Here is a 22,999-nt window from a genome sequence, read left to right as displayed (position 1 = left end):
GCCACCTATATGGTAGGCTGCGGGCAAAACGGGCGGCAAACAGAAGCTGTAAGACGTTGCCAATCCGGGACTTCGGGAGTGCCGGGACACCCCCCCGAGGAGGGGGCTGGCGGGGATTTGGGCCCCCCGAAAACGGCATGCGATTTGTGAACATTCGTCCACTAAAAGAGCACCGCATCATCGCCGCAGCGCTCATGCGCGCGACGCCATCAATGCAATGAATTCATCCGCGAGACGCTCCGCATGAATGTCGTGATCTATACTCGTAATGGATGTCACCTGTGCGAAGACGCCGAAGCGCTCGTCAGAGCGCACGGATTAACGCCGCGAATGGTCGACGTCGACGCTGACGCAGCACTGTGCGAGCAGTTCAACACCTGCGTCCCCGTCGTCGAGATCGACGGCAAGATTCGCTTCCGCGGCCGCGTTGAACCGGTGCTACTACGGCGATTGCTGCAAGCGAGCGGCCGCTAGACGCGACGCATTGAGAAGCGATCGACGCCTGATCCTAGCCCCGGGCTCCGCCCGGGGGTCGCTAACCATCCCGATAAGCATCGTCGCGCGATCGGCAACACCCGGGCGAAGCCCGGGGCTAAGTAGACAATAGCGAGTTGCGCCGTTCTCTCGCGGGGCGCCACTGGCATCCTGCCAGTGCAGATGTGGAGACTCACTGAGCGATCCCGCTGCTACTTCCTAGTCATCTCGCCGAGCATGCCGCCACGCCTCGCGCGCAATGGCCCAAAAGTTGCTGGCCAGCAGCGCCATCCACGCCCCGATCACGCCACAGCTCACCGCCCCCAGCGCCACGCCCGCCGCCGTCACATCGGGCCCCGCGAACCGCCCAATCGCCGCTGCTCCGCACACTAGACCGACTAGCGCCCCAATCGCGACCGCCAATCGCGTTCTCCACACGCCTCTCCCCTGCCCCGCCAGTGTCGTCGTCTCGGGCAACTGCAATTCGCTGAGCGAAACCGGCTGCCGCAAGGCCACCGGCGTATCGACGTCGGGCGACCCCGGCCGAGCCTTCCACCGAGCCACTTCCGCCGAAGTATCCCGCAGCCGCGTCCCCAGAAACGTCCCCACAACATGAGCCGCCACCAGGCCAACGATGCTCAGCACGAGCAGCGCCCCGACTGTCTCCAACCGAGCGAGCAGCGCGCAAAGGATCGCCACGCCCGAGATAAAGTAAAACCACTGCCGCAGCCCAAAATGCAGAATCTGCGGCTCGCTCGGCCCCGTAGCCGGCTGCGACCGTTCTTCCCCATCCGGCGATTCAGCAGGCGATGCCATTGCAGCAAGAATCACGAGGCAGAAATCAGGCGAAAGCGCACGCCGGCAACTCACGGCAGGCAGCCCCAATCATCCCATCCCACGACCAAATGGGTAGCCCGGGTTGGCGTCCAGCCTACCCGGGCGGCGCAGCCGCAAGAGGCTCGCATCGGGCGTCATGCTCTTGCCCCTCAGGCAGGAGCATGCTGAACCCTCGGTCGAGGTCAATCGCCGTCACAGTATGCTGATGCTTCGCAACGACATGCCACCCAGCCGCGTAGCAGTCCGCCCAGTCGGCCATTAAAATCCAACGCATGAGCAACACCTCATGCCTCCGCTGTCATGGTACGAACTTCCAAGCCGGTTCGCTGCAGACTGCTGGGCAATTGCACTTCCTGCCGCAAGTTCCCGGCCTGCTCAATTTCTTGGGCGTGGGAAGCGTCAAAGTCGAGTCGAGGCTCTGCATGGATTGCGGCACGCTCGATTTCACCGTCGACCCCGCCGAAGTCGCCGAGCGCAACGGGCTGAACGCGGCGAACTGATGCGTTCTTCCGATTGCCATGCTCTTACCCCCAAGGCATGAGAATGCAAACCCTGATCGACGACAGGACTAACCCCAGCATGTCGGTGCTACGCAACAACATGCCACCCGCCCCCCTCAAAATGATTGTGTGTCCTGATTTCCTGGTTGTCGGCGACTCGTTGATTCCAATTCCGAAAGGATAGAGCTATTTCCGTGCTGCAGTGGCCGCATCGATGGCGCCTCGACTCGCCGGGAGTACAATCCCGCCTATTGGAGGATGCAGTGCAGAGCTGCGTCAACGATAACGGTCATTAAGCGACAAGGGGGCGGTGGATGTTGCTTCGAACGGTTTGCGTACTGTGCATTCTGTCAACGAGCGTCGCCGCGATGGCTGCCGACCCTTGGGGCGACGCATCGATCGAAGTCGACGCGGCTTCGTCAAAGCGCGTGCTGACTGAACTCCGCGACGAACAGAAGGCAATTCTGGAAAAATCGTTGTCGCTCAAGCAGCAAGGCAGAGTCACGCAGATGACCGTGCTGGAGTGCGCCGGCCCGTACTTTTCAGCCGAATCGCGGCTGGCATGGCTCGACGGAGATTTTAAACAGTCGTACGAAGATGCTCAGCTGGCCCAAATGGCCGCCGAGAACGCCGTGAAGTCGGCGAAGGCTTTGCAGCAAAGAGGGGGCTACGAAGTGGAAGAGATGCAACGCAACGTCGAGCGCCGCGCAGATTATCAGCTGGTGGTATTGCGATATCAGGCGTTAGCGAAGCAGCAAGGGATCGAACTCAATGAGGTGAGCGAAGACGGCCTCGTCCAGGCGCTAGAGTCGCTGGACGCCCCCTGAATGCCTCGCCCCTGCGCCTCAAAGGGCTTCAGCGAATCTATCGCGTTAGCGGGTAGCCAACCCGGGCTACCCGCTAACCCAATAGGCATGTCATTGGGTGCCATGCTCTTGCCCCTTAGGCATGAGCATGCCGAACCCTGTGTGGATGACGATATCAGCCCCACGCATCCTCAGTTCTGCAAGAGTTGCGTCAAACGGCTTGAACTCAGTGCCGCAACGCCGTCTCAGTTCTTCTCTGAAGAACTTGGGGCCTGCGATGCCCCCGTCTTCTTCCGTTGAGCGCGCCGTTGCCGTCCCGTGGGCGAAGAGGAAGCTTTCTCGTTAAACCAAATCCGCGTAGGCCCGTCGCCCTTGCCGATATAAGTTGTCGTATCGGACTTTTGGCCAGTCCGCTCGTCGGTGGTTATGATCCGAATCGTTTTGTCCGCCACGACCAGCAGCCGCAATTGATTATGGAGTGCGGTGAGACGCTCGCCCGCCTCAGCCGGCGAAACGCTCTGCGATCCAATCCGCATGCCGCCGGCCTGATCGCGCCCCATCGCCACTTCCACCTGCGGCGCCGTAATCCACAGCCCATTGTCCTGGTAAGAGACCTTGCATCCCTCGCCTTCGAATGCAACGAGTTGATGCTTGAGATTCAACCGACGAGCCTGCAGCCACCCGAGCGGCAATGCCGCCGCCCCCACGGCGATAAACAGAGCCATCAATCGAAATCGCGGCAGTTTCATCGCCGCACTATACCAAAAGCGGGGTCGCCCGGGTTGGCGTAAGCCTACCCGGGCGGCGCAGCCGCAAGAGGCAGGCCATCAAACACGATCCCGCTGGACGCTATGCTTTGCCCCCAAGGCATGAGCATGCTGAACCCTTAGTCGCCGTCAATCGTCGCCCTAGCATGTCGATGCTCCGCAACGACATGCCACCCGCCGCCCGCCCCTAGCGCATATGTGAACGAAGCTCTTGCCACTCCTGCCAAAGATTCTCCGGGTTCAGCCTTGGAATGGGAACTTGAGAATCGAGTGACGCATAGAACTTCTCGGCTTGCGATGCCGTCATCACGATGCACTGAGCGCTGTCGCGAACTTCAAGAACCTCTTGTTCAGTCAGCGGCGAACCCTTTTGGCTTTCTCGCCCCGCAAGAAGCATTGCGAGCGGGTTGAGAAAAACGAGCGTCTTCGGCTCGTCGGTTGGCGGTAGTTCACGACGCTTTCTGAGCCAGCCAAACATGTGCGCCCACTCATTGCAAATTCAGATAGACCGTCCCACCGCCCATGCGTGCTCAATCAAGGTCGCATGCGAGTTGTACGACGGGTGCCAACCTCATGGCCACACGGCACGCGCATGCGAACGCTCGACCGATGTCGCCAATCGACGGCATATCGATGTTACGCAACGACGTGCTATCCATAGCAAATGTCTTGTCTCGCTCGCGGGGTGGCCGAAACTGCCAGCTAGGAGCCGGCCGCTCCATCCGCTACGGTAGAGCATACGATTACAAACTGCGCCGCGCACCAGTTTGTAGGTGCCACTGGCATGTCGCCAGTGTGACGCGCCGCTACGGCATGTCAGCAGAACGGCTCGCAAGCAGCCTGGAGGTCAAGGCAACCGGTGGCCCAATTCTCAAGCACAACCCGTCTTGCTCCCCACTGGCAACACGCCAGTGGCACGCAATGCGACAACACAACTCCAATCCCGACAGCAACTTCCGATTAATGTCGCCTAAAACGCGAAACGCGACACAATTCGATCGCGATATCGATGGCACTTGGAGGCGACAACGCAACTTCAATCCTGACAACACATTCCGCTTTGTGTCGCCAAGAATGCGAAACGCGACACAAAGCGACAGCGAGGCAACACGACGCACAAAGCGACAATTGAACGCCTGGGGCGCCTGTCCGACTTGCTTCAACCAGTTCCCTCACGGATCGCAAGAAGGCCAACCGCGAATCACGCGAGTTTGCGAGAATAGGAAATAAGGAGGCAGGGGCAGTCGGCGGTGCGCAGTGAACACTGCCTGACCTCGCTGCCCCACGCCCCATTCGCGACAATTCGCGTGATTCGCGGTCAACTTCCGCATTTCCCGCCGAAAACAAGTCTCGGTAACCGACCGCATTCCGCACCTATCGTTCACCCCCTAGAATGGACGGTTCGCAACCAGAAGCGGGCGTTTTAGTTCGCTCCGGCCGGTCGTCGACCGGCGGCTACCAATCATCAGCCACCAATCGCTCCGCTACCCTATGGGCCTGTTCGATAAATTCAAACTCGGTCTCTCGAAGACCAAGAGCATCCTCCTCACCGACGTTCGCGATCTGTTCAAGAGCGAAGGCCGGCTGATCGACGAGGAGTTTCTCGACGAAATGCGGGCGATCCTCATTCGCACCGACATGGGCTACGCGTCGGCCGAGGAGATCGTCGCCGAGGTGGCGAAGAACTTCCGCGGCCGCGTCGTCCACTTGGTCGATATCGTCGCGACCTGGAAGACGAAACTGCGGGAATTGCTCGCTCAGGATGCTTCGCCGATTCGCTTCGCCGAGAGCGGGCCGACGATCATTATGGTGTGCGGCGTGAATGGCGCCGGCAAGACGACGTCGATCGCAAAGCTGGCGGCGATGTTCAAGTCGCAAGGCAAGAGCGTCATGCTTGGCGCCGGCGATACGTTTCGTGCGGCGGCCGTCGAACAACTGACCATTTGGTCGCAACGATTGGGCGCCGAGATCGTCAAGGGGGAGCCGGGCTCGCACCCGGCGGCGGTCGCCTATCGAGCGGTCGAGCAAAGCGTGGCGCAAGGCATCGACGTTTGCATCATCGATACGGCCGGCCGGCTGCAGACGCAGAAGAACCTCATGGCGGAGCTAACGAAGATCCAAGCGTCGATCCGCAAGCTCGTTCCCACGGCGCCGCAAGAGGTGCTATTGGTGCTCGACGCGACGACCGGCCAGAACGGCGTCAGCCAAGCCGCGAATTTTACCCAATCGGTAGACTGCACCGGCATCGTGCTCGCAAAGCTCGACGGCACGGCCAAAGGCGGCGTTGTCGTGGCGATCCGCCAGCAAGTGGGGCTGCCGGTGAAGTACATCGGTGTCGGCGAAAAAGCCGAGGATTTGGCTCTCTTTCAGCCGGACGAGTTCGTCGACGCCCTGTTCGCCGACGTTGCCCCCCCGGCAGCGTGATCATGCTGGCGTTTCGCGATAAGGCGTTTGGTGTGGGAGGGGTCTCCGACCCCGAAGCGGCGTTGTAGGTGTAGCAGGCTCGGAGTGGCGAGCGGAATCGGCGTCGGAGACGCCTCCCACAAGTTACTCACAGGATCCATGTCGCCGTGCTATCAGTGCCAGGCAACCTACGCTCGATACATCCCGCAAGGTTTCGCGGGACGCTCAAGGACTTTCGAACGGCGCGACCGTTTCGGCTTCTCCACGCCAACTTTTACGGTCGATAGTTTCAGTCAGCGGCATCCGACGTCCCACCTCCGCCGCCCCCCGCCCGACTGATACTCCCAGCTTGGAGTCCCGCCATGCGGAAACGCACGTTTGCGTTGTTCACGGTTGCGTCGATCACTTACAGCCCTTTCGCGCTCGCGGAAACGACGCGGTACGTCGAGCCGGTGGCATTCAAGAGTGATGCGTACTACCAACAAGGCGATCAGTACCTAACGTCGACGCCGGTGCAAGCGGCCAGTTCAACGGCGGCGCTCGCGTGCGGCGATCCGGCGTGCAGCGACCCATGTGCTGATCCGAACTGCAGCGACGACGTCGCCTGCGGTTCGGGTTGCGAAGCTGGCGGCCTGTTCAGCGGCTGTGCGCTAGCCGGCCCGATTGAAGGGCTTTCGCTGGCGGACCTGGTGGGCATCGATCCTGAATGCTCGTCGATCGAGATCGGCGGCTGGACGAACATCGCCTACTACAACAAGAACATCCCGCTGTCGCAGAACTTCGACGACTTGCTGTCGTTCGACGACATCCCGGACCATGCGAACCTTGCCCAGCAATGGTTCTACATCGGCAAGGTCGCCGACGGCTCGGCCGGCCGCGACTTCGGCGGTCGCATCGACGTCCTTTATGGTACGGACGCGCAGAAGTCGCAAGCGTTCGGTAACCCCGGCGCCGGCATCCGCAACAACGGCTTCTACGACGCCTCGCTCGACCACGGCTATTACGGCTGGGCTATCCCCCAAGCCTACATGGAAGTGGCCAACGGCGACCTGTCGACGAAGGTTGGTCACTTCTTCACCCCGCTTGGGTTTGAAGTGATTCCGGCCACCGGCAACTTCTTCCACACGCACTCGTACACGATGTTCAACAGCGAGCCGTTTACCCACACCGGCGCCCTGTCGACCTACTCAGGCTTTGAAGGCCTGACGCTGTACGGCGGTTGGACGGCGGGCTGGGACACCGGCTTCACGAACAACAACTCGGGCAGCAACTGGATCGGCGGTTTCGCCACCGAGCTCAGCGAGAACGTGACCTTCACGTACCTCAACACGTACGGCAACTTCGGCTGGATCGACGGCGGTTCGAAGAACAGCTACTCGCACAGCATGGTGCTCGTCGCTGACCTGACCGACAACCTCCAGTACGTCGGCCAGAGCGACTTGCTCCGCACCGACAACCCTGGGGTGAGCCAGATCGACACGATCGGCCTCAACCAGTACATGTTCTACACGCTCACCGACACGTTGAAGGTCGGTGGTCGTTGCGAATGGTGGAAGAAGGACGGCACGTCGTTCAACGAAGTGACCGGCGGCGTGAACATCCAGGCTCTCTCGAACCTGGTCTTCCGTCCGGAAGTTCGTCACGACTGGTCGCCCGGCACCGACCTCGACCAAACCGCGGTCGCGATCGACGCCATCCTGACCTACTAGCCCGCGCAGCCGCGAGGCAACAACCCGCCGGAGCGGTGCCAAACAGACGCCGCCCCGCGTAGCTAAAGCGACAACTCGAAACCCCCTCGACCGGCGGCCGAGCTTTCTCGCGAAGTTCGGCCGCCGGATTTTTATGCGCTGTGCGAATAGGCAGCCGCGGCTCAACGAGCCGCCGGAGCGGTTTCAAATGGGGGAATGCTGAATGGGAATGGGGTTGAAATCAGGGCCAATAGCACGTCTCCCCCCATTCAGCATTCCCCATTCGACATTCCTTTGCTCGTCACTCCGGCGGGTCGTTGCCCCGCGGCTATCAGCTGCAGGGCTTGCAGCGATTCGTGCAGCCTCTGCCCGGGGTGAAGGCAGGCCCGTGCCTAGCCGCGCATCACGATTTGTTGAGAAGCCGGGCATCTGAAGGCCCGTTTTAGAGGCGTGCCAAAACATCGGCGGTGCGCCGTAACATCGTAAAGTGCCTGAAATAAGCCACTTGCGAGAATTAGTGGGCGGTTCGCGCAACATGGCACGCTAGTTGCTTTTCCTTCATGCGGCTAGCTAAGTTTGGCCTGTCAGCCTGCAAGGAACGCCGTGCTGATGTGCCAAGAAATGGTGCAAGCCGCTACTGAGCATGTTTTGCACGGACCGCGAAACGTCGCTCGGCCATACACTCGGGTGATCGTTAATTACGATCGCCCCCCAAGTTTTGAAGGATTCGACTCTTGCCTGGGTCGGACTGATGTCCCACAAGGCTTGGCGGCGTTTTGCCGCCTACACGCCGCCAAGCCGGGACGTCAATTTCGAGGGCTGAGACCACGGATCTGCGGGGCTTCGACCCGCAATGGTTAGTCAAAATAGTCCAACCCCAATGGCTTGGGCGAGCAATGCCGCCTCCGCTCGCCCAAGCCGGGGTCGGGACTCCCTGGAGTCCCACTTCTGATGAGACGCTTGTCACGTGTCGCAATCGACCCATTCTCGACAGCCGTCGGAACCCGGCTTCCCGTCCATACTCGACCATTAGGGTACCCCAATGGCTCGCGGTGCGCTTTTCCGCCTAAGTGCGCCCGAGCCGGGGTATCCTAGTAAGGCGTCGCCTACTTCGCCTTCGCAACTCCGGTGGTGAGGCAAGTTCGCTCAAGGGTTCTAGACTGGTCGCTTAAGCGACCAGTCCGCTGCAGTCTTCCCCAGCTTGCACCCGGGGTTGAGCTTGGGATGTTCGACGCTGGGCCTGTGCTTTACCATAGAAGCGAGACGGACGGCCTTCGGCCCGCTCTTATCATCCATTGCCCGACGAAAAGCTCCCCGCTCCCATGAAGTTGATCATCGCAGTGATCCAGCCCAGCAAGCTGGAAGACGTGAAAGCCGCGCTCTCGGAAGTCGAAGTCGTCCGCCTGACGATCATGGACGTCCAAGGCTTTGGCCGGCAAAAGGGGCAGACCGAGGTCTACCGCGGGCGTGAGATCTCCGTCAACTTGCTGCGGAAGGTTCAGCTGCAGATTGCCGTCAACGATGTCTTCGTTGAACCGACGATCAACGCGATCATCAAAGGCGGCCGCACCGGCGACAGCGGCCAAATCGGCGACGGCAAGATCTTTATTTTGCCGCTTGATGACTGCATCCGCATCCGCACCGGCGAGCGCGGGCCTGAAGCAATTTAGGCGTATTGAGGTAGCAGTCGCGTATGGCGTCGCTAGCGTTGGAGCGCTATGTGGAGGGCCGTGCGGGCGAGCGCACTGCTACTACAACTTCACGAAGCTGATTCTCGGCGACTACCGCTTGCCTCGAACGCGCTGCTAACTCAAGCCATATGGAGTTGCGAGCATTCAAGGTTGCTGCCGATTTCAGGATAGTGGAAAACGTCAACCTAAGTTGTTACGCTAATTGAATTAAGCGCCCGTAGCTCAGCTGGATAGAGCAGCAGATTTCTAATCTGCGGGTCGCAGGTTCGAGTCCTGCCGGGCGTGCTGTTTAGGCCCCGATTTCTCGGTGAACTCGCAATTTCCCGGGATATCTTCGCCTCCGAACTCCTCGCTGCCACTCAATGCGGCTCCTGACTGCACCGGATTTTGCAGCGCTTTGGCGGTTGTCGCCTTCTCGAAGTCGGCATCCGTGGTCCGCCAGTAGTGCTTCTGGGCGACTAAGGCCGAGTGCCCCATCCACTCCGCCGCAACGTGCGAAGGGAACTCGGCGGCGAGCTCCGTCGCCCGCGACGCCCGCAAATTCTGGAATAGCTTTGGCCAAGGCGTGAGGCCGGCGCGGGCGATAATCCTCTCAAGCTGTGTGCGGAGGTTCGCGTTGACGTCGCGGTAGCGGGTGATCACATGCACTTTGGCTTGTTCCTTAGGCGTGAGCGAAGACAACGGTTTAGCTGCCAACTCCCAAACGTCCTCGAGGAGCTGTTGAAGTTCCGGGAACATCGGGATTACTCGGACCCCCTGCCCTTCGTGGTGCTCGGTCTTCGGGCTCGTCACAGTGATGCGTTTGTTCGCCCAGTCGATGTCACCCCACCTGAGCGCCAAGTGTTCGGAGGGGCAGCGAAGCCCGCCGTAGCGGCTCAGCGCGAACAGCAAACGCCACTGGGCATCGGGGCAAGCTTCGACGACTTTGGCAGCTTCGTCGCGAGTTACGAAGTAATCGCGTTCGCGATTCGATCGCACTGAGATCCCCTTCATCTCGCCGAACGGGTTCGCCACGATGAGCCGTTTCCGCAGTGCCGCGCGGAAGAACTGGCGAGCGACTCCGCACCGTCGGCGGATCGTGTTGTCGCCCAGCCGCTTGCGAGTCGATCCGTCTGAACGCTTCCCCGACGTCGCAAGCCACCGGCGCCAATCATCGGCGTCGCCCTCAGAGATTTCCGACAAAGGCTTGCTCGCGCCGAAGTACTCGATGAGCCCTTCCTGCGTGTGGCGGTAAACGTTCTTCGTGCCGCCCTTCACGTCAGAGCGGCTCTTGATGTACATCGCCAGGAACTCGCCCAACGTCGATGCGTTGATCGTCGTTCGCGGCGGGAGCAGCCCCACCTTCGCCAGTTTGTCGTGGAGCGTCGGCGTCAGGTTGCGAATCCACTCCGACGTCTTCGCGCTCCAGCTCGTCTGCGAGATCAGCGCGGCGATCAGCGACTCCACATGGCCCTTGATGTTCTCGGCCTCCTTCTGCGGCATCTTGCCCAGCCGGATCGATCGCCGCTTCTTCTCGCCCGCGCTGAACTGGATTGTGCGATTGCCCTGTTTGTCTTTGCTCAGCGATGCCATCGGTAGGCGTCCTTTCTGCGTCGCTGCTATCGCAAGCGACGAGCTCGAGGTTGAGTTGAGCCGCGAGGAGATCGATCGCTCGCAGGCTGAGGCCGGATCGCTTCGAAGGATCGGCCGAGTTGACGAATCGCGACAGCGTTGCCTGGTCGATGCCAGTGGCTTTGCTGATCGCGTAGCGGCTATGAGGCGATGAACGAAGTGCAGCCCGCAGACGCGAGCTCAGCGTGCTTCGTGAATCATCGTCGGCTGTTGATTGAGAATCAAGCATGGTTTCAAAATAAAAACGAGTTGAGTGTCGTGTATGACGCCGCGGTCCGCGGCGTTCGAAGTGCAGATGTTCGAGTCGTACGGCGACTGGTCTACGCGCGTGGCGCCGACAGCGTTGCATCGCAAGGCACGCGGCGGTCGAGTGGCGTCGGCGGCTGCTCGCTCCCCAGTGACGTTATGCGGCCTCCGAGTTTTGCGGCGCGGCGTGCCCGCGCGAACAGAGCATAGATTCACCACGCTCCGCTTCGCTCGCCCACACCGGGAAGTCGAGCGTCCGCCCGCAGACGCTACAGTCGCGACGCGTGGACATACCCCCGTGAATTGCCGCGTCTCGGAATCGATTCGACCCGCATCGCTCGCAGCACACTTGGAGCGCGATCACCGGCTCGGACGATCGCTCGGGGGTGAGCACCGGAGACACCGCGGGCGGATCAACTGCCGGCGGAGAAGCCGATGATGGTTCAGATTGGTTCAGCCAAGAGGGGCCCCACTGGGCCTCGATGGTCCGCGACCCAACTGAAAGTAGCTCATACTCACTATATTGAATTGCGCTTTCAAACATAAATTTTGGCTTTCGCGTACTTTGGATGGGGTCGCGGACCACTGCGGACCAGCGAGCCCTAGAAACCCAACTTCAGCCCGATCCCTTCGTAGACTCGTTGACGGTCATCGCCGTCTCGAACGCGTTTCCGGCGGATGCTTGGTTCCGCCGCAAGCAGGTCGCGAGCGAACGATTGGACGGTGCCGATGAACTTCTCCCGGCCTTGCGATTTGCACCACCGTTCCCAGGTCGCGTAGAGGTCCGACGGCGTGACGTGCGCCACACGGTCGACGACGCAACAATCGCGTACGAACGCGGCGACGGGGCTCGCGAGGTCGTTCATCTCGCCGAGAGACTCGAGGCCTGTTTCGGGCTGCAGGAGACGGCCGCGCTCGCGGAGTCGCCGCCAGCCTTCGATGGCCCACAGCAGGATGCCTGGGAGCTCGCCTAGCAGGCGTTCGGTGAGGTCGTGATCTTCCTTGCCGTAGAATGAGTTGGTCGTGTGCAGGAGGACGACGCGAGAGACGATGGCCCCGCTGGCGTCGGAGAGCTTGGGAAGCTCATTGGTCAGGATGACGAACCGCGTTGGCAGCCGCACCGTGATCGGCGCCATGTTCTTGCGGTCGATCGTGATCGAGTCTTCGCCGGTGATCGAGAGAATCCGTTCGACGACGGCTGCCTGGTCGGAGCGGCCGGAGAGCCTCGCGTCAGACACGATGGCGACTGATTTGCCGATAAGGGGCCATAGGCCGAAGTTGGTGGCAAGGCCGCCGAGCGTCGGCGCCGCGACGTTTCCCTTCCCAACAAGTGCCGTCAGAATTCGGGCGATGGTGCCCTTGCCAGATCGCTTCGGACCGACGAGGAGCATCAGCTTTTGCTGACGTGTGTCGTGAGTCAGTAGGTAGCCGAACCATTCCTGGAGGGCGTGGATGCTCTCGACGTCGTCTTTCCACAATGCGTCAAGGAACTTGAGCCAGTTGTCTGGGCGCGGGGCGTTGAGGTCGAGCTGGAAGTCGGTTGCACTCGTCGTGAGAAAGGCCGGCGACGCGGGCGTGTCGCATGGCGCGAGGTTTTGAATCAGCGACGGTAGATGCACGACAGAGTTTTTCGTGGCAAGGCATTCTTCGGACGCCCAACCGTGAGGTGGCGCCGCGAGCCACGACGGAGGCTCAACTGAAGCTGGCAGAATTGATTTCGCCTTTACATGCTCGAGCACGTCGGAGACGTTTCGGCTCTTCACTCCGAGCCATTTCTTGTTGAGCAGATTGACGATCTCGGCGCGGACTTCCTCGGGTGGCTTCTCGCCGTAGCGGCCGTTCGCCCACCAGTACCAGCCACCCCGCCAGAAACGGAGCCGGTAGAGGTCGCCCATCTTTACGGTCGAGAGGATGTGTGCGGCCTCAATCGCCGGATCCATATCCGACGCCGATTCCATGAATTCGCCTGCCGCCGGCGGCAATGGTTCCGCGGCGTTTTCGAGCAACTCAGGAAACTTGTCGGGGCCTTGGGCCACGAGGAAATCGTCGAGACCAACTTTCTTGCCGCCCTCCCCTGCCGGGATACGGACGATGCGTACTTGCGCTCCCTGCATTTTCAGCGTTGCCGCGAGTTCGCGTTCGTTGCGAGCGACGTTCTCGTTGTCGATGGCGTCGGAGTCGAATGCGATGAAGACTTGGCGGCCCTGCCAGCGGATATCCGCGAGATCGGGGAGCAGAGACAATTTCTTCCGAGGATGCCAGCAGTCGACGCCACTGAGGCCGATGCATGGGAATCCCTCCTGAGTCGCCTTCAATGCTTTGAATTCGCCTTCGGTGATGATGAGGCGACACGACGCGTCGTCAAGCACTGAATAGATGCTCGGAGGGAAATACGCTCGGCTCGCGGCGCCTGTAGGTTGGAGATACTTCTGCGCCTTGCCGGTTTTCTTGCTGACAGGCGGATTCGTCGGTCGAATCCGATGCAGCACGAAGTCGCCGGACTGATCTAGGTACGGGATCACAATCGCCGTTCCCCACGATCTCGCGACGGATTTGCGATTGAGCAATTGCGCGAGGTCTTGGAGATCACCGGTCGAGCGAATCTTCGCCGACAAGATCGTTGCGGGAGATAAGCCGCACTCGTCGGCAAGCTTGGCGTAGTGCTGGGGGAAGAGCGGGAGATCGAAGCGGTTATTTCTCGCTAGCGCCTCCATCTCTTGTTGAACGGCTGGACTCATCCGGCGGCCCTCCGTGTTGGCGCGATGAAGGCCTCAATCCGTTTCCGCCGACCGCTCGCTTTGCAGCTGCAGCAGCGTGGAGCTTCGAGAACCAGACTAGGTTTGCGTCGAACTTGAAAGTCGAACTTCGCTCGATCGAGCCGCAACGGTACAAACTCGCCATTGGGGAGCTCAATGGTGCGGAACCTCTCACACTCGATGAGCGGCAGCATTCGTGCGAACCAGCTCTTGGCGTTGATGAACTCCTGATAGAGTTCATCGTGTTCCCGCCAACGCGCGACGAGTTCGTCGACGAACTGAGGAAAGTAATCGCCATCGATGTTCGGCGCCAAGCACTTCGCGCAGTAGAGCGACCAGAGTTCGGCATTCCATCGACGGTTAGCTGTAACGTCGGATTGGGGCAAACGTTGACCGCTTGCCTCCGCTATGAGAGACTTCATGGCTGTCGCCGTGGAAGCGCCCGGTCCCCTGCCGTTGACCGCTAAATCTAGGCAGAGGGCCGGCGCGCTTCGCATTCTGGCACGCCGGCAGCTACACGGGCTGGGTGGAGAAATTAGCCCGCGGCAGCGTTCTGTTGCTGCTCGACGTACTTGCGAAGAGTCGCGAGGCTATAGCGGACTGACCGGCCAAGCCGGACGCATTGTAGGTCGCCACGCGGCACCGTCAGATTCCAGAGCGCTTTCTCGCTGATTCGGAGAAGTTCGGCGGCCTCACGCGGCGTGGTGAGAAGTTGCGGAGACTCAGAGCTTACGGCGCTGGACATGATTTGACCCTCATTGGAAAGACTGTGCCGCGGAGTGCGACTCTGAGGACATTGTTCTGAAGTCTGCGTCTCAAAAAATTGCGCAGGATGGCGCAGAATGGCGCACGGTGATTTCTCAAAGGACTTTTGGGGGTCGCCCCGAAGCCTTTTTGTCAAGCGGAAGACTATTGTTTTCCGCGTATCTGGTCACTGCTGCGCGAACCGACGACTCCTTATGGAGGTCGTTAAACCACCCCTCACTAGCAGCGCGATTCTTGCAAGCTGAGTGAATCTCTTTCCACACTCGTCCCGAACTGCGTAGCGTGTACAGCCATCGATCCCGAGCTTTTTTATCAACCACTCCGTTAAATGCGATTGGCAATTCAACTTCCTGAGAAGATGTTTCAAACGCGAGGATTGCTCCGGAAACTCGATCAGCAAGCGGCTCGATGCTAACGACCCAGGAAGAGCGAGCATCGTGTCTCAGCCGTTGTAATAAGAAGCTGAATGCACTCCCGAGCTCCGCGCGAAGAGCGGAGTGCGATGGCACGAGGGCATCGTAAGCGCCATCTGCATCATGGAGCGCGGTCAGTGCGAAACAGATCTCGTTGATTGCATAATCCCTCGGTATGTCATCTGGCGGTAGCGGAAGATAAAACCGCAGCCGAGAATCGAAACTAACAAATGCTAGCGGAGTCCAGGCGCACAGGTCGAACGCACCTCGACCGTCCGGAAATTCTCGGAAGCAATTTGTGCGGCTCTGTACTTCCGCGCCATCGGAACCCGTTTCAGACCTGATGTAGATGTTCTTGCGGTAGGAGTACGGGATTACGACAACTTCCGCCGCAGGTAAGTCCCGTCGGTAATGATCCCAAACCGTGTCATTCTTGTGCGGCTTTGTTTGATCCCGAAGAACGCTCGCCCCTACTTTCTGGACGGACTCTTCGAAGTACTTGCGCCGGCCTTCCTCCCACTCTTGCTCGGCATGCCGAGATTGCGAGCGATGCTTAGCACATTCAAGGAGTTGTTCGTGAAGCCACGCGAGCCGTGAGGGAGTGTTGAAAAGATCGTGAACTTGACGATTGAACTTGTGTAGGCCAGGCTGTGTGTCGCGCCACTGAGAAGTCATCGCCGAATCCACCCTTTCTTCAATCGGGCCGACGCGCGGCGACTGGCCGAAGGATGGGAAGGCCGAGTCGCCGCGAGCCGCTTGCCGCCGCGGTTTGCAACCCACAGCGGACACCCGAATCGTCGAATATAAGGCGATGATACGCGCGTAGCATCGCCTACCTTCGGAGAACCGCAATTATTGCTGGTCGGTTCTCAGGCGTTGCGAGGGCTAAGGCCGCCGCCTGCCCGCGGCGATGTCGTTAGCCCTTAAGGCCCAACTATCCCTCGGTTGGGACGTCGGGCGACATTGTGAAACTCGGAAGCAACAGATTGGGAGACGGCCGATCAATGAGCCGTGTGTCCAAGTAGGACTGCTCCGTAACTTTCCGGGCGGTATGCATCAGCGCGGCCGTTGCATCGCCGCCGTTCGCCTCGACCAGCGTTGCAAAACTACGCCGCAACTTCTGCAGCCCGCTCTTATGCGGTTCGTATGGCAGACCGGCGAGCTCTACCAGTTTCCGGAAGTAAGTGTCGAACGCACCGCTGGACCACTCGAAGATCAACTCTCGCTTTGGGGGGCGAATCGCAGCGAGTGCTTCGATACTAGGCGCTCGCAGCCAATAGATGGCTGATTTGCCGCGACCTTTGCGAATCTCTGCAGGCGCTTCCAGGCGCCCAGTCTCGGGATCGTAGTGCTCCCATGCCAGTTGGAAGAGAGCGCCTCGTCGCTCCCCGGTATCAAGTGCGACAAGCAATAAGCAGCCCCACCAAAGGGGCGCCGGTACACCTGCGATCGCACCCTCCATCCGCCCGCAAGCGCTAAGTAGTGCGTTCAACTGCGGTATCGACCACGCCCGTGGAATGTGCCGCGGAATTGGCGGATCCGCGAACGTCGGAAAGCGACGCATCTTCTCCGTCCTAGCGCACCAGTCCCAGAAGGCCCGGATATTCTTCGCGTACCCAGCGATTGTTGCCGGGGCCAAATCATCCCGCATCGAACGCAGCCAGCGAGACACGACTAAATCATCGAGATCCGCAAGCGTAGCCGGCCGCTCAAGGAAGCGACTGAACTTAGCAGTTGCGGCAGCATACATGCGTTCCGTCTGCTTACTTGCGATCCGCTGCTTCATCGGAAAATACTCATTCAGCATGATCCATTCGATAGTTCCGCCTATCTCACCGTCATCGAACGCTGGTCGCTTTGCATCAGCGAACAACTTCCGTCGATACTTTGGTGGCAGAATTCCGGCGTCGGCGGTCCTGACGACGGCGGCAACATGGTCGCATCCGTCCTCTGCAGTGCCTTCGCTGTAACCCTGTTTGAGTTGCCAATGGCGGAACTCTTCTAGCCGTTCAGGCGTGACGTCAGAGGCGCGTTGCATCGACTTAGCAAACCGACAGTATCTGCGGCATGCCTGCCGGTACTTCACAATGGTTGTTTTCGAACGTTTCCCGCTTGCTACAAACAACTGATTCACAATACGGACCAGCGGCCAATCTTTCGGCTGGGCAACGTCCGCATCGGCGCCGTCAAAAAGGAGCGGGATACGTTGCCACCGCGGTAGCATCGTCGGATCCGCGTACCGAACAACGGTGGCAACAGACTGCGCGACTTTTTTGGCGCTCTTGAGAGTCATGCCACCCTGGAGTAGTAAACCGATTGAACGCTTAATCGATTCCAGCGTCACTTCGTTGGCGTGGAGTGGCGCATCAAAGCATTCGTCGAACCGCTTGATCATTCGGCGCATCTCGCGCGCCGATTTATTCTCGTACTGTCGCGCCTCAACCATTTCATCGAGAATTCGTTGTAGTAAACGATCAGCCTTGGCTTCTGTTGCGATCATGCCTGACCTCCAGTCTTCGTTGGAATGAGGTGAGTTCCGTCTAGAAAAAACTTCGTCATCACGATGCCTGCTTCCAGTTCACGTGGAGGAACAAAGCTGAGGTGTGCAGCCTTGTTCGACATCTCAATGATTTCACCTATCCACTGCCCAAGCTTCGGTCCGAGAACTCCTTTTTTAGTGAGTCGCTTCGCGAGGACGCGCGGAGGCGTGCGGTAGATCCCCGGCTTCTCTTTTGGCAAGCAGCCGTGATGCGTGCACTCATCGTGCAGGTAAATTCGCACCGCCTCGCGCAGGCAACAACCGCACTCGATGAATGCTTGCTGAGCTAGAGAACTCCTGGCCCTATCGAGCAACTGGTACGCTTCGCGCCGAAGCGACCTTCGCTGGGCCATGTCAGCACAGATACCGACCATGGACTGAAACCCTTCCCGGGCATCGCCAGAGTGGCGAGAAGAGAGCGCCCAGGTGGCCACCGCCCGTCCTGGGCGCTTCGACAACTCGACGACGCCTCAAATGGCAACAGGCCCGGAAACGCGGTAGTAAAGGTGAGTGAAGTCACCCGCCGACGCCTCGCTCCCCACCGACGTGGATCAAAGCTTGTACGTCGGCCCGCGCGTCCGGGCCTGTTGCCAGATGTTGCAATCATCGAATATGTCCTTCACTTCGGGTTTACTAGGCCCGGCTGCCAACTGGCAACGCTCGCCATTGTGCCGAACTCTCAGTTTTTGTCAACGTTGCTAGCCTTCGCATTGCCCGCCGAATAAAGTAGACGGCGACTGCAAGATCGCAGGCTCTTCTTTGGGAGTATGAATGGCCATCCGAGTCGTCTGTCCGGGTTGCGGCAAGGGAATCAACGCGCCAGATAATCGCGCGGGTACGAGAGCTAAGTGCCCCGGATGCGGCCAGCAGCTAACGATCGGCGGCCTGCCGGCGGACGCTTCACTACCACAACAACTGGCAGTCAGCGCGCCGCCTCCGCCGCCACCCGACCCGATCGCAACGCCCGCCCCCGTCGCTGACCACAATTTCGATTTCCCGACGACTCCCAAAGAGAAATCAACTCAACGCAAGCAATGGCCCGCATGGGCGCCAATTGCAGGAGTCGGCGCGCTCTGCTTGATCGTTGGGTTCTTCCTCGGCCGCGAGTATCTCAAGTGGGAGATTCGCTCCGCGTTCGAGAAAGCTGCGGAGGGATTTCAGGAAGGCTTGGCCAAGAGCCTCGGCGGCGGTGGAACCGTCGGTAACATTGACAAGCGCGACGACCGCACTGCCGAATTAGTACCGAAGGTCAAGATTCTCGGTGCGAGCATTCGGACAGTGCCGCAGCAATTCGGCGGGGACGAACTCATCGTCAACGTGAAGGTGCGCAACGACAGCAATGAACCGATCTCCGCAATTTACTTCGCGGCCACTGTCAAATCACCCAATCGCGCAGTTCCGTGGGCTGAGGTGAAATTTAGCAAGCTCATTTCGGGCGGCCTTGAACGGGGGGAAACGCAGGAGTTGGAGTACACGCCCAATCAGTTTGATGGAGGCTGGTACAGGGTGAAGGAAGCTCCGAAGGATGCGAAGTTCATTGTTTCGGTGAGGGACGTTGATTGGCCTACCGAATCTAAGTGAAAGCCCCTACGCAAGATTCGTTTTGAGACCCCTCTATGTCAATTCCAGGAATCAGCACACTGGCAAGCCTCTTGCGAATGCTCAAGGCGGAGCAGAAAGAGAGAGCCGATGCTGCGAAATCGCAAATCGCTGGTTGGATTCGCGTGCGACAGGACGATGAATTCAAGCGACTAATTGTCGAAGACACAGTCATAACGACTCGCGTCGAGAAGCGGCTACTTGATGTCGATACCCGCTTAGAAGGACTGGAGGAATTGATCGCCGGCTCGGTGCATCCATCGACTACGCCCCAGACGGAACCATCTGCAATCACAGCCGCCACTGATGCCGGGGTGACAGCATTGATCGAGGAGGCCGTATCCTACATGAGACGCAACATCCTCGAAGTTGCGACCGAGAAACTACTCGAGTTACGAAATTCCCCCCACTGGCCCAGCATGACGCCGCGCCAGAGATTTCGAATTGTCGCAAATTTGGGGCAATGCAAGACCCGGATCGAGGAATTCGGCCGAGCACTTGCTTACTTCGAGGAAGCGTTGCTTCACCAGCCGGACGATATCGAAGCGCAAGCCCTGGTGGCGACGGCTCATTTCTCCGCGGGCGACGACAAGGAAGCTGAGCGTCGGGCTCGCGAAATTCTTGAGCAGCACCCAGACACGCCTTTCGCTCACCTCGTATTAATTCGTCTCGATGACACCGATACCAGCACCGAAGACATCTGGAACGGGCTGCCACCCTCCGTCAAATACGACGTGAACATACTCGCCACAACAGCATGGCGCGCTCACCGACTCATGGAGTTTGACTTCGCTCTGTTTCTCGCTAGCGAAGGCATTAAGGATGAAGCGAACCGCCTGGGCTTTGAGGTGCTTCAAAATGTCGTAGCGGTCAATCGCATATACGTCGCGCACGAAAACCACCTAGTGCGATCTCCTGAGGAAACGTCGGTCCTAGAAGCGGCGATCAGTAGATTCGAGACTTTAGCGGAGCAAATCGTCGCCGAGCCAGGTCGGCAGCACAGAGGACAATTTTACTTTTATTACGCCGGTGCACTTCGACTACTAGGGAAAGCGCAGGAAGCATCTCACGTCTACAAGCAGGCGGTCCGAGCATGGCCCGCTGCCACGGACATTGGCCGCCAGTACGCACAGCTTCTTCGTGACCTTGGCGAAATCGATGAGGCGATTGAAGCTCTCCAAGCGAACTCATTCCACAGCAGCGACCCGAAGAGCTGCGTATTCCTATCATTTCTTCTCGCCGATCGCGATACTCACGAAGACCGTGAAGTGGCGGCGGAGCTTCTGAGCGGCGTCGTGCAAGATGGCGTTGAAGTTGATTTGAGAGAGCTAAGCAATGCAATCAAACTGCTTGGGCTGCTTCGAAGTAAGCAGGGTAGCGTCGATGGTGTCATCGACAAGATTCGCACGCTCTCACGCGCTGACTTAAGTCAAGCACATCGCGACGCCCTAATTGCAACGTGTTACGGGGTGGCAAAAAACTTCGAGGAAGCAGATAGCCACGCACGCCTTGCAGTGTCGCAACTTTTACCGACAGATGATGAAACGGCGTGGATCGATGCAGCCCTCGCTTGCAGGGGCTGCAAACTTCACGCAGAGGCGGTAGCGGCTTTCTCGCAAATCGTCACTCCCCAGAGCCCTCTCAATCAAATCGAGTGGCTGCTAGAGTCCGCGTATCACAGCGACAGCGTCGGTGCGATCTTGAACTTCTGCTCAAAGCTTCGCGAGGATGGGGTATTCCTTGAGGAAGCGATCGACTTGGAAGTTTACAATAGGGAGAAATACAGCGACATAGACGGCGCACTGGAAGTACTCGACGCCTATATCGCTCTCAACAACAACGATGACTTCACGAAGCTCGTGAAGCTTAGAAAAGCACTTATCGGCGCGATTCACGATCGTCCGGAAGTGGCAAAGCTGCCCATCGAGGAGCTTCCGACTTGGGAAGAAGCGACGCCCGAGATCGGAAAGATGGTCGTCGTACTACTGCGGGAACGGGGCGACAGCGAGCTAGCGCTGGATTACGCCTACCGTCTACTCCAAAAGAACCACGATTCCGCCGATGCCCACCGTGCGTTTCTAACGGCATGTGGCGAACCCGGCAAAGAACACTCCTTACCGTCATTCGAGTCAGCACAACCTGGCGCCGCAGTCGAGTACATGGACGTATCGAGCGGAGATATCGCTGCATGGATTCTCGAGGATAGTTCTTTAGTCGATCGTAACCGGCGCGAACTGGACCTCAGTCATCCGACAGCGCAAGACCTTTTAGGCAAGTCGCTCGGCGACGAGTTTCTGCTACGTACAAGTGGAACGCAACGCCACCACGGACGCATCCTCCGGATTATCAGCAAGTACCAATATGTCTACAAAGACATCATGGATAACTGGCAGGAGCGATTTCCAGATGACCCTCAAGTTCAGCGTTTTAGTTCCGTTAATGCAGATGGCGATCCTGACTTCTCGCCGATCTTTCAGATACTCGATCACCGAGCCGCAGTAACAGCTCAGTTGCACAAAGTCTACAAGGACAACCCACTATCGGTGACGAGTTTCGCAGCAATGAGCGGTGTAGACGCGTTCGACGCAACATCGCATCTTGCCGCCCAGGGTGACATCGACATTCGGTGCTGTCAGGGAAATGAGTTGGAGTATGACCAAGCCCTCCTAAGGACAGGTTTGTCGTCTCAGTTGGTCCTGTGCGAGAGCGCTATAGCAACATTGTGGCAGACGCAAATCTGGAAGTCTCTTAATCACACACCTACGCTCATTGTGAATCTAGGCGTAATGCAGCAAGTTCGCCGCAAAGCGTTAGATGGCACATTTCTCGGAAAAGGCTTCCTGTCCAAAGTAGGAGAACAATACCGCTACGACGAATATGACCCTGAGTTAATCAATGCCAGAGATACGGAATTTCGAGACTTCTATCAATGGTTGGCCTCACACTCGCAAGCAGAAAACGGGCTGGCGCTCGCCGACCTTTCACCCCACAAGCGAAAGTACCTTACAGAGTTTTTTGGGTTTGGAGCTGCTCAGACTATCGCCACTGCAATGAAGTTCAATCTTGTGTTGTGGACTGATGACCTAACAATTGCCGAGGTCAGTCGGATTGAGCTCAATGTCGAACGCACGTGGACCGAGATTGTGGTGCAGAACCTCGCGAATCTTGGGCAACTGTCCGCAGCTGTGCTCACCGAGAACATTGCACGACTGAACGGATGCCGCTACACCCACGCGCGTCTCACACCTGATGCGATACTGGCTTCGGCACAAATCGCGAATTGGGACTACTCAGCTTGGCCATTTCCGTCAGTTGTCACATGGTGTGGGCGGCCAGAAGTCAATCGATTTGGCATAGCGAAGGTTTCCGCTCACGCCTTACCCCTACTTTATGCTGCAGCTCCGAGTGTCGATGCCGCGCATCGCATGTCGAAGGCAATGTTGGAAGGCGTGCTCACCATCGGTGAGGGGAAATACATCCTGCGAGCCATCCGAAAAAACCTCCATCGACTCTTCGACTGTGACACTGATGCATACAGCGATTGCGACGGACTAATTGGCTACTTGCTCAAAAGCCACCTATAGTAGCGCACGCGGCGAATCTATCGCCTAGCCTATCCGCATGGACAAACCGCCCTCGTACGTCATCACCTACCGGCCGCCACGAGGCTCTGACGGCTGGCAGGTCGGAATCCGCCTGGTCAACCGGACGATCGACACCTGGACCGTCGGCACGTGTCTCGAGGCGATCCGGTGGGAGGTCGTCAAGTCTGCATTGCTGTCGACGCGATCGACACCTAAATGGCTAGCTGGACAGGATACACAAACTCTTCCATCGCGAGATCTTAACGCCACTGATTTGTATCTCAACAAGTCTGAGTACTTGTTGATTTGATCATACGATT

At 58.9% G+C, this 22,999-nt stretch carries 19 protein-coding genes and 1 tRNA gene; 10 read left to right on the top strand and 10 right to left on the bottom strand.

Annotation, left to right across the window (positions count from 1 at the left end; all coding sequences use genetic code 11):
- Window positions 1-243: 243 nt before the first annotated feature.
- The gene (locus tag PLANPX_RS14305) at window positions 244-474 is read left to right on the top strand and encodes a glutaredoxin family protein (protein WP_152099389.1); all 231 of its coding nucleotides are present in this window, start codon (window positions 244-246) and stop codon (window positions 472-474) included.
- Between the two features lie 219 nt (window positions 475-693).
- On the opposite strand, the gene PLANPX_RS14300 is transcribed toward PLANPX_RS14305, so the two are convergent.
- Window positions 694-1,290, bottom strand: coding sequence for a hypothetical protein (locus tag PLANPX_RS14300; RefSeq protein WP_152099388.1), 597 nt, complete (start codon window positions 1,288-1,290; stop codon window positions 694-696).
- 293 nt (window positions 1,291-1,583) lie between these two features.
- On the opposite strand from PLANPX_RS14300, the gene PLANPX_RS14295 reads away from it, so the two are divergent.
- Window positions 1,584-1,811 (top strand): hypothetical protein, encoded by a 228-nt coding sequence (locus tag PLANPX_RS14295; protein WP_152099387.1) that lies wholly within the window; start codon window positions 1,584-1,586, stop codon window positions 1,809-1,811.
- 368 nt (window positions 1,812-2,179) lie between these two features.
- A complete protein-coding gene (locus PLANPX_RS14290) occupies window positions 2,180-2,638 on the top strand; it encodes a hypothetical protein (RefSeq protein WP_152099386.1) in 459 nt (152 codons plus the stop codon).
- A 224-nt stretch (window positions 2,639-2,862) separates the two neighbouring features.
- On the opposite strand, the gene PLANPX_RS14285 is transcribed toward PLANPX_RS14290, so the two are convergent.
- Both PLANPX_RS14285 and PLANPX_RS14280 read right to left on the bottom strand, forming a co-directional pair.
- Window positions 2,863-3,342, bottom strand: coding sequence for a hypothetical protein (locus PLANPX_RS14285; protein ID WP_232536120.1), 480 nt, complete (start codon window positions 3,340-3,342; stop codon window positions 2,863-2,865).
- A 229-nt stretch (window positions 3,343-3,571) separates the two neighbouring features.
- Window positions 3,572-3,862 carry a hypothetical protein gene (locus PLANPX_RS14280; RefSeq protein ID WP_152099384.1) on the bottom strand — a complete coding sequence of 97 codons (291 nt, stop codon included), beginning with the start codon at window positions 3,860-3,862 and terminating at the stop codon, window positions 3,572-3,574.
- Window positions 3,863-4,875: 1,013 nt separating this feature from the next.
- Here PLANPX_RS14280 and ftsY point away from each other — a divergent pair.
- The 4 genes from ftsY to PLANPX_RS14260 all read left to right on the top strand — a co-directional run bounded on the left by ftsY (window position 4,876) and on the right by PLANPX_RS14260 (window position 9,451).
- Window positions 4,876-5,808 carry a signal recognition particle-docking protein FtsY gene (gene ftsY, locus PLANPX_RS14275; protein ID WP_152099383.1) on the top strand — a complete coding sequence of 311 codons (933 nt, stop codon included), beginning with the start codon at window positions 4,876-4,878 and terminating at the stop codon, window positions 5,806-5,808.
- Between the two features lie 341 nt (window positions 5,809-6,149).
- Window positions 6,150-7,496, top strand: coding sequence for an outer membrane beta-barrel protein (locus PLANPX_RS14270; protein WP_152099382.1), 1,347 nt, complete (start codon window positions 6,150-6,152; stop codon window positions 7,494-7,496).
- Between the two features lie 1,301 nt (window positions 7,497-8,797).
- Entirely contained in the window at window positions 8,798-9,145 is a 348-nt protein-coding gene (locus PLANPX_RS14265) for a P-II family nitrogen regulator (protein ID WP_152099381.1), read from the top strand.
- Window positions 9,146-9,377: 232 nt separating this feature from the next.
- Window positions 9,378-9,451, top strand: a tRNA-Arg gene (locus PLANPX_RS14260).
- Here PLANPX_RS14260 and PLANPX_RS28450 read toward each other — a convergent pair.
- Window positions 9,413-10,447 carry a tyrosine-type recombinase/integrase gene (locus tag PLANPX_RS28450; RefSeq protein WP_420844084.1) on the bottom strand — a complete coding sequence of 345 codons (1,035 nt, stop codon included), beginning with the start codon at window positions 10,445-10,447 and terminating at the stop codon, window positions 9,413-9,415. The two genes, PLANPX_RS14260 and PLANPX_RS28450, sit on opposite strands and share 39 nt — an antisense overlap.
- 28 nt (window positions 10,448-10,475) lie before the next feature.
- On the opposite strand from PLANPX_RS28450, the gene PLANPX_RS28015 reads away from it, so the two are divergent.
- Window positions 10,476-10,931: a hypothetical protein gene (locus PLANPX_RS28015; protein WP_232536118.1), complete on the top strand. Its 456-nt coding sequence runs from the start codon at window positions 10,476-10,478 to the stop codon at window positions 10,929-10,931.
- A gap of 694 nt (window positions 10,932-11,625) precedes the next feature.
- Here PLANPX_RS28015 and PLANPX_RS14250 read toward each other — a convergent pair.
- From PLANPX_RS14250 to tilS, 6 genes are all read right to left on the bottom strand, one after another.
- On the bottom strand, window positions 11,626-13,761 hold the full coding sequence (locus tag PLANPX_RS14250; RefSeq protein WP_152099380.1) for a phage/plasmid primase, P4 family: 2,136 nt from the start codon (window positions 13,759-13,761) through the stop codon (window positions 11,626-11,628).
- Window positions 13,758-14,201 carry a hypothetical protein gene (locus tag PLANPX_RS14245; protein ID WP_152099379.1) on the bottom strand — a complete coding sequence of 148 codons (444 nt, stop codon included), beginning with the start codon at window positions 14,199-14,201 and terminating at the stop codon, window positions 13,758-13,760. The genes PLANPX_RS14250 and PLANPX_RS14245 overlap by 4 nt, the downstream gene beginning before the upstream one ends.
- A gap of 113 nt (window positions 14,202-14,314) precedes the next feature.
- A complete protein-coding gene (locus PLANPX_RS14240; protein WP_152099378.1) occupies window positions 14,315-14,524 on the bottom strand; it encodes a helix-turn-helix domain-containing protein in 210 nt (69 codons plus the stop codon).
- Between the two features lie 1,367 nt (window positions 14,525-15,891).
- Window positions 15,892-17,457: a tyrosine-type recombinase/integrase gene (locus PLANPX_RS14235; protein ID WP_152099377.1), complete on the bottom strand. Its 1,566-nt coding sequence runs from the start codon at window positions 17,455-17,457 to the stop codon at window positions 15,892-15,894.
- Complete coding sequence (locus PLANPX_RS14230) at window positions 17,454-17,954, bottom strand: hypothetical protein (RefSeq protein ID WP_232536117.1); 501 nt, start codon at window positions 17,952-17,954, stop codon at window positions 17,454-17,456. Before PLANPX_RS14230 ends, PLANPX_RS14235 begins: the two co-directional genes overlap by 4 nt.
- A gap of 93 nt (window positions 17,955-18,047) precedes the next feature.
- A complete protein-coding gene (gene tilS, locus PLANPX_RS28445) occupies window positions 18,048-18,179 on the bottom strand; it encodes a tRNA lysidine(34) synthetase TilS (RefSeq protein ID WP_152101880.1) in 132 nt (43 codons plus the stop codon).
- A gap of 88 nt (window positions 18,180-18,267) precedes the next feature.
- On the opposite strand from tilS, the gene PLANPX_RS14220 reads away from it, so the two are divergent.
- On the top strand, window positions 18,268-19,077 hold the full coding sequence (locus PLANPX_RS14220; RefSeq protein WP_152099375.1) for a hypothetical protein: 810 nt from the start codon (window positions 18,268-18,270) through the stop codon (window positions 19,075-19,077).
- Window positions 19,078-19,112: 35 nt separating this feature from the next.
- The gene (locus PLANPX_RS14215) at window positions 19,113-22,679 is read left to right on the top strand and encodes a tetratricopeptide repeat protein (protein WP_152099374.1); all 3,567 of its coding nucleotides are present in this window, start codon (window positions 19,113-19,115) and stop codon (window positions 22,677-22,679) included.
- Window positions 22,680-22,999: the final 320 nt, after the last annotated feature.

The sequence above is a fragment of the Lacipirellula parvula genome (assembly GCF_009177095.1).
GTDB lineage: Bacteria > Planctomycetota > Planctomycetia > Pirellulales > Lacipirellulaceae > Lacipirellula > Lacipirellula parvula.
Note: the sequence above shows the minus strand (reverse complement) of the source record. Positions and strands in the feature narration are given on the sequence as shown.

Excerpts from the sequence above, each read along its gene's own strand:
- PLANPX_RS14305 (WP_152099389.1), top strand. The coding sequence starts at position 244 with ATGAATGTCGTGATCTATACTCGTAATGGATGTCACCTGTGCGAAGAC.
- PLANPX_RS14300 (WP_152099388.1), bottom strand. The coding sequence starts at position 1,290 with ATGGCATCGCCTGCTGAATCGCCGGATGGGGAAGAACGGTCGCAGCCG.
- PLANPX_RS14295 (WP_152099387.1), top strand. The coding sequence starts at position 1,584 with ATGAGCAACACCTCATGCCTCCGCTGTCATGGTACGAACTTCCAAGCC.
- PLANPX_RS14290 (WP_152099386.1), top strand. The coding sequence starts at position 2,180 with ATGGCTGCCGACCCTTGGGGCGACGCATCGATCGAAGTCGACGCGGCT.
- PLANPX_RS14285 (WP_232536120.1), bottom strand. The coding sequence starts at position 3,342 with ATGGCTCTGTTTATCGCCGTGGGGGCGGCGGCATTGCCGCTCGGGTGG.
- PLANPX_RS14280 (WP_152099384.1), bottom strand. The coding sequence starts at position 3,862 with ATGTTTGGCTGGCTCAGAAAGCGTCGTGAACTACCGCCAACCGACGAG.
- ftsY (WP_152099383.1), top strand. The coding sequence starts at position 4,876 with ATGGGCCTGTTCGATAAATTCAAACTCGGTCTCTCGAAGACCAAGAGC.
- PLANPX_RS14270 (WP_152099382.1), top strand. The coding sequence starts at position 6,150 with ATGCGGAAACGCACGTTTGCGTTGTTCACGGTTGCGTCGATCACTTAC.
- PLANPX_RS14265 (WP_152099381.1), top strand. The coding sequence starts at position 8,798 with ATGAAGTTGATCATCGCAGTGATCCAGCCCAGCAAGCTGGAAGACGTG.
- PLANPX_RS28450 (WP_420844084.1), bottom strand. The coding sequence starts at position 10,447 with ATGTACATCAAGAGCCGCTCTGACGTGAAGGGCGGCACGAAGAACGTT.
- PLANPX_RS14250 (WP_152099380.1), bottom strand. The coding sequence starts at position 13,761 with ATGAGTCCAGCCGTTCAACAAGAGATGGAGGCGCTAGCGAGAAATAAC.
- PLANPX_RS14245 (WP_152099379.1), bottom strand. The coding sequence starts at position 14,201 with ATGAAGTCTCTCATAGCGGAGGCAAGCGGTCAACGTTTGCCCCAATCC.
- PLANPX_RS14240 (WP_152099378.1), bottom strand. The coding sequence starts at position 14,524 with ATGTCCAGCGCCGTAAGCTCTGAGTCTCCGCAACTTCTCACCACGCCG.
- PLANPX_RS14235 (WP_152099377.1), bottom strand. The coding sequence starts at position 17,457 with ATGATCGCAACAGAAGCCAAGGCTGATCGTTTACTACAACGAATTCTC.
- PLANPX_RS14220 (WP_152099375.1), top strand. The coding sequence starts at position 18,268 with ATGGCCATCCGAGTCGTCTGTCCGGGTTGCGGCAAGGGAATCAACGCG.
- PLANPX_RS14215 (WP_152099374.1), top strand. The coding sequence starts at position 19,113 with ATGTCAATTCCAGGAATCAGCACACTGGCAAGCCTCTTGCGAATGCTC.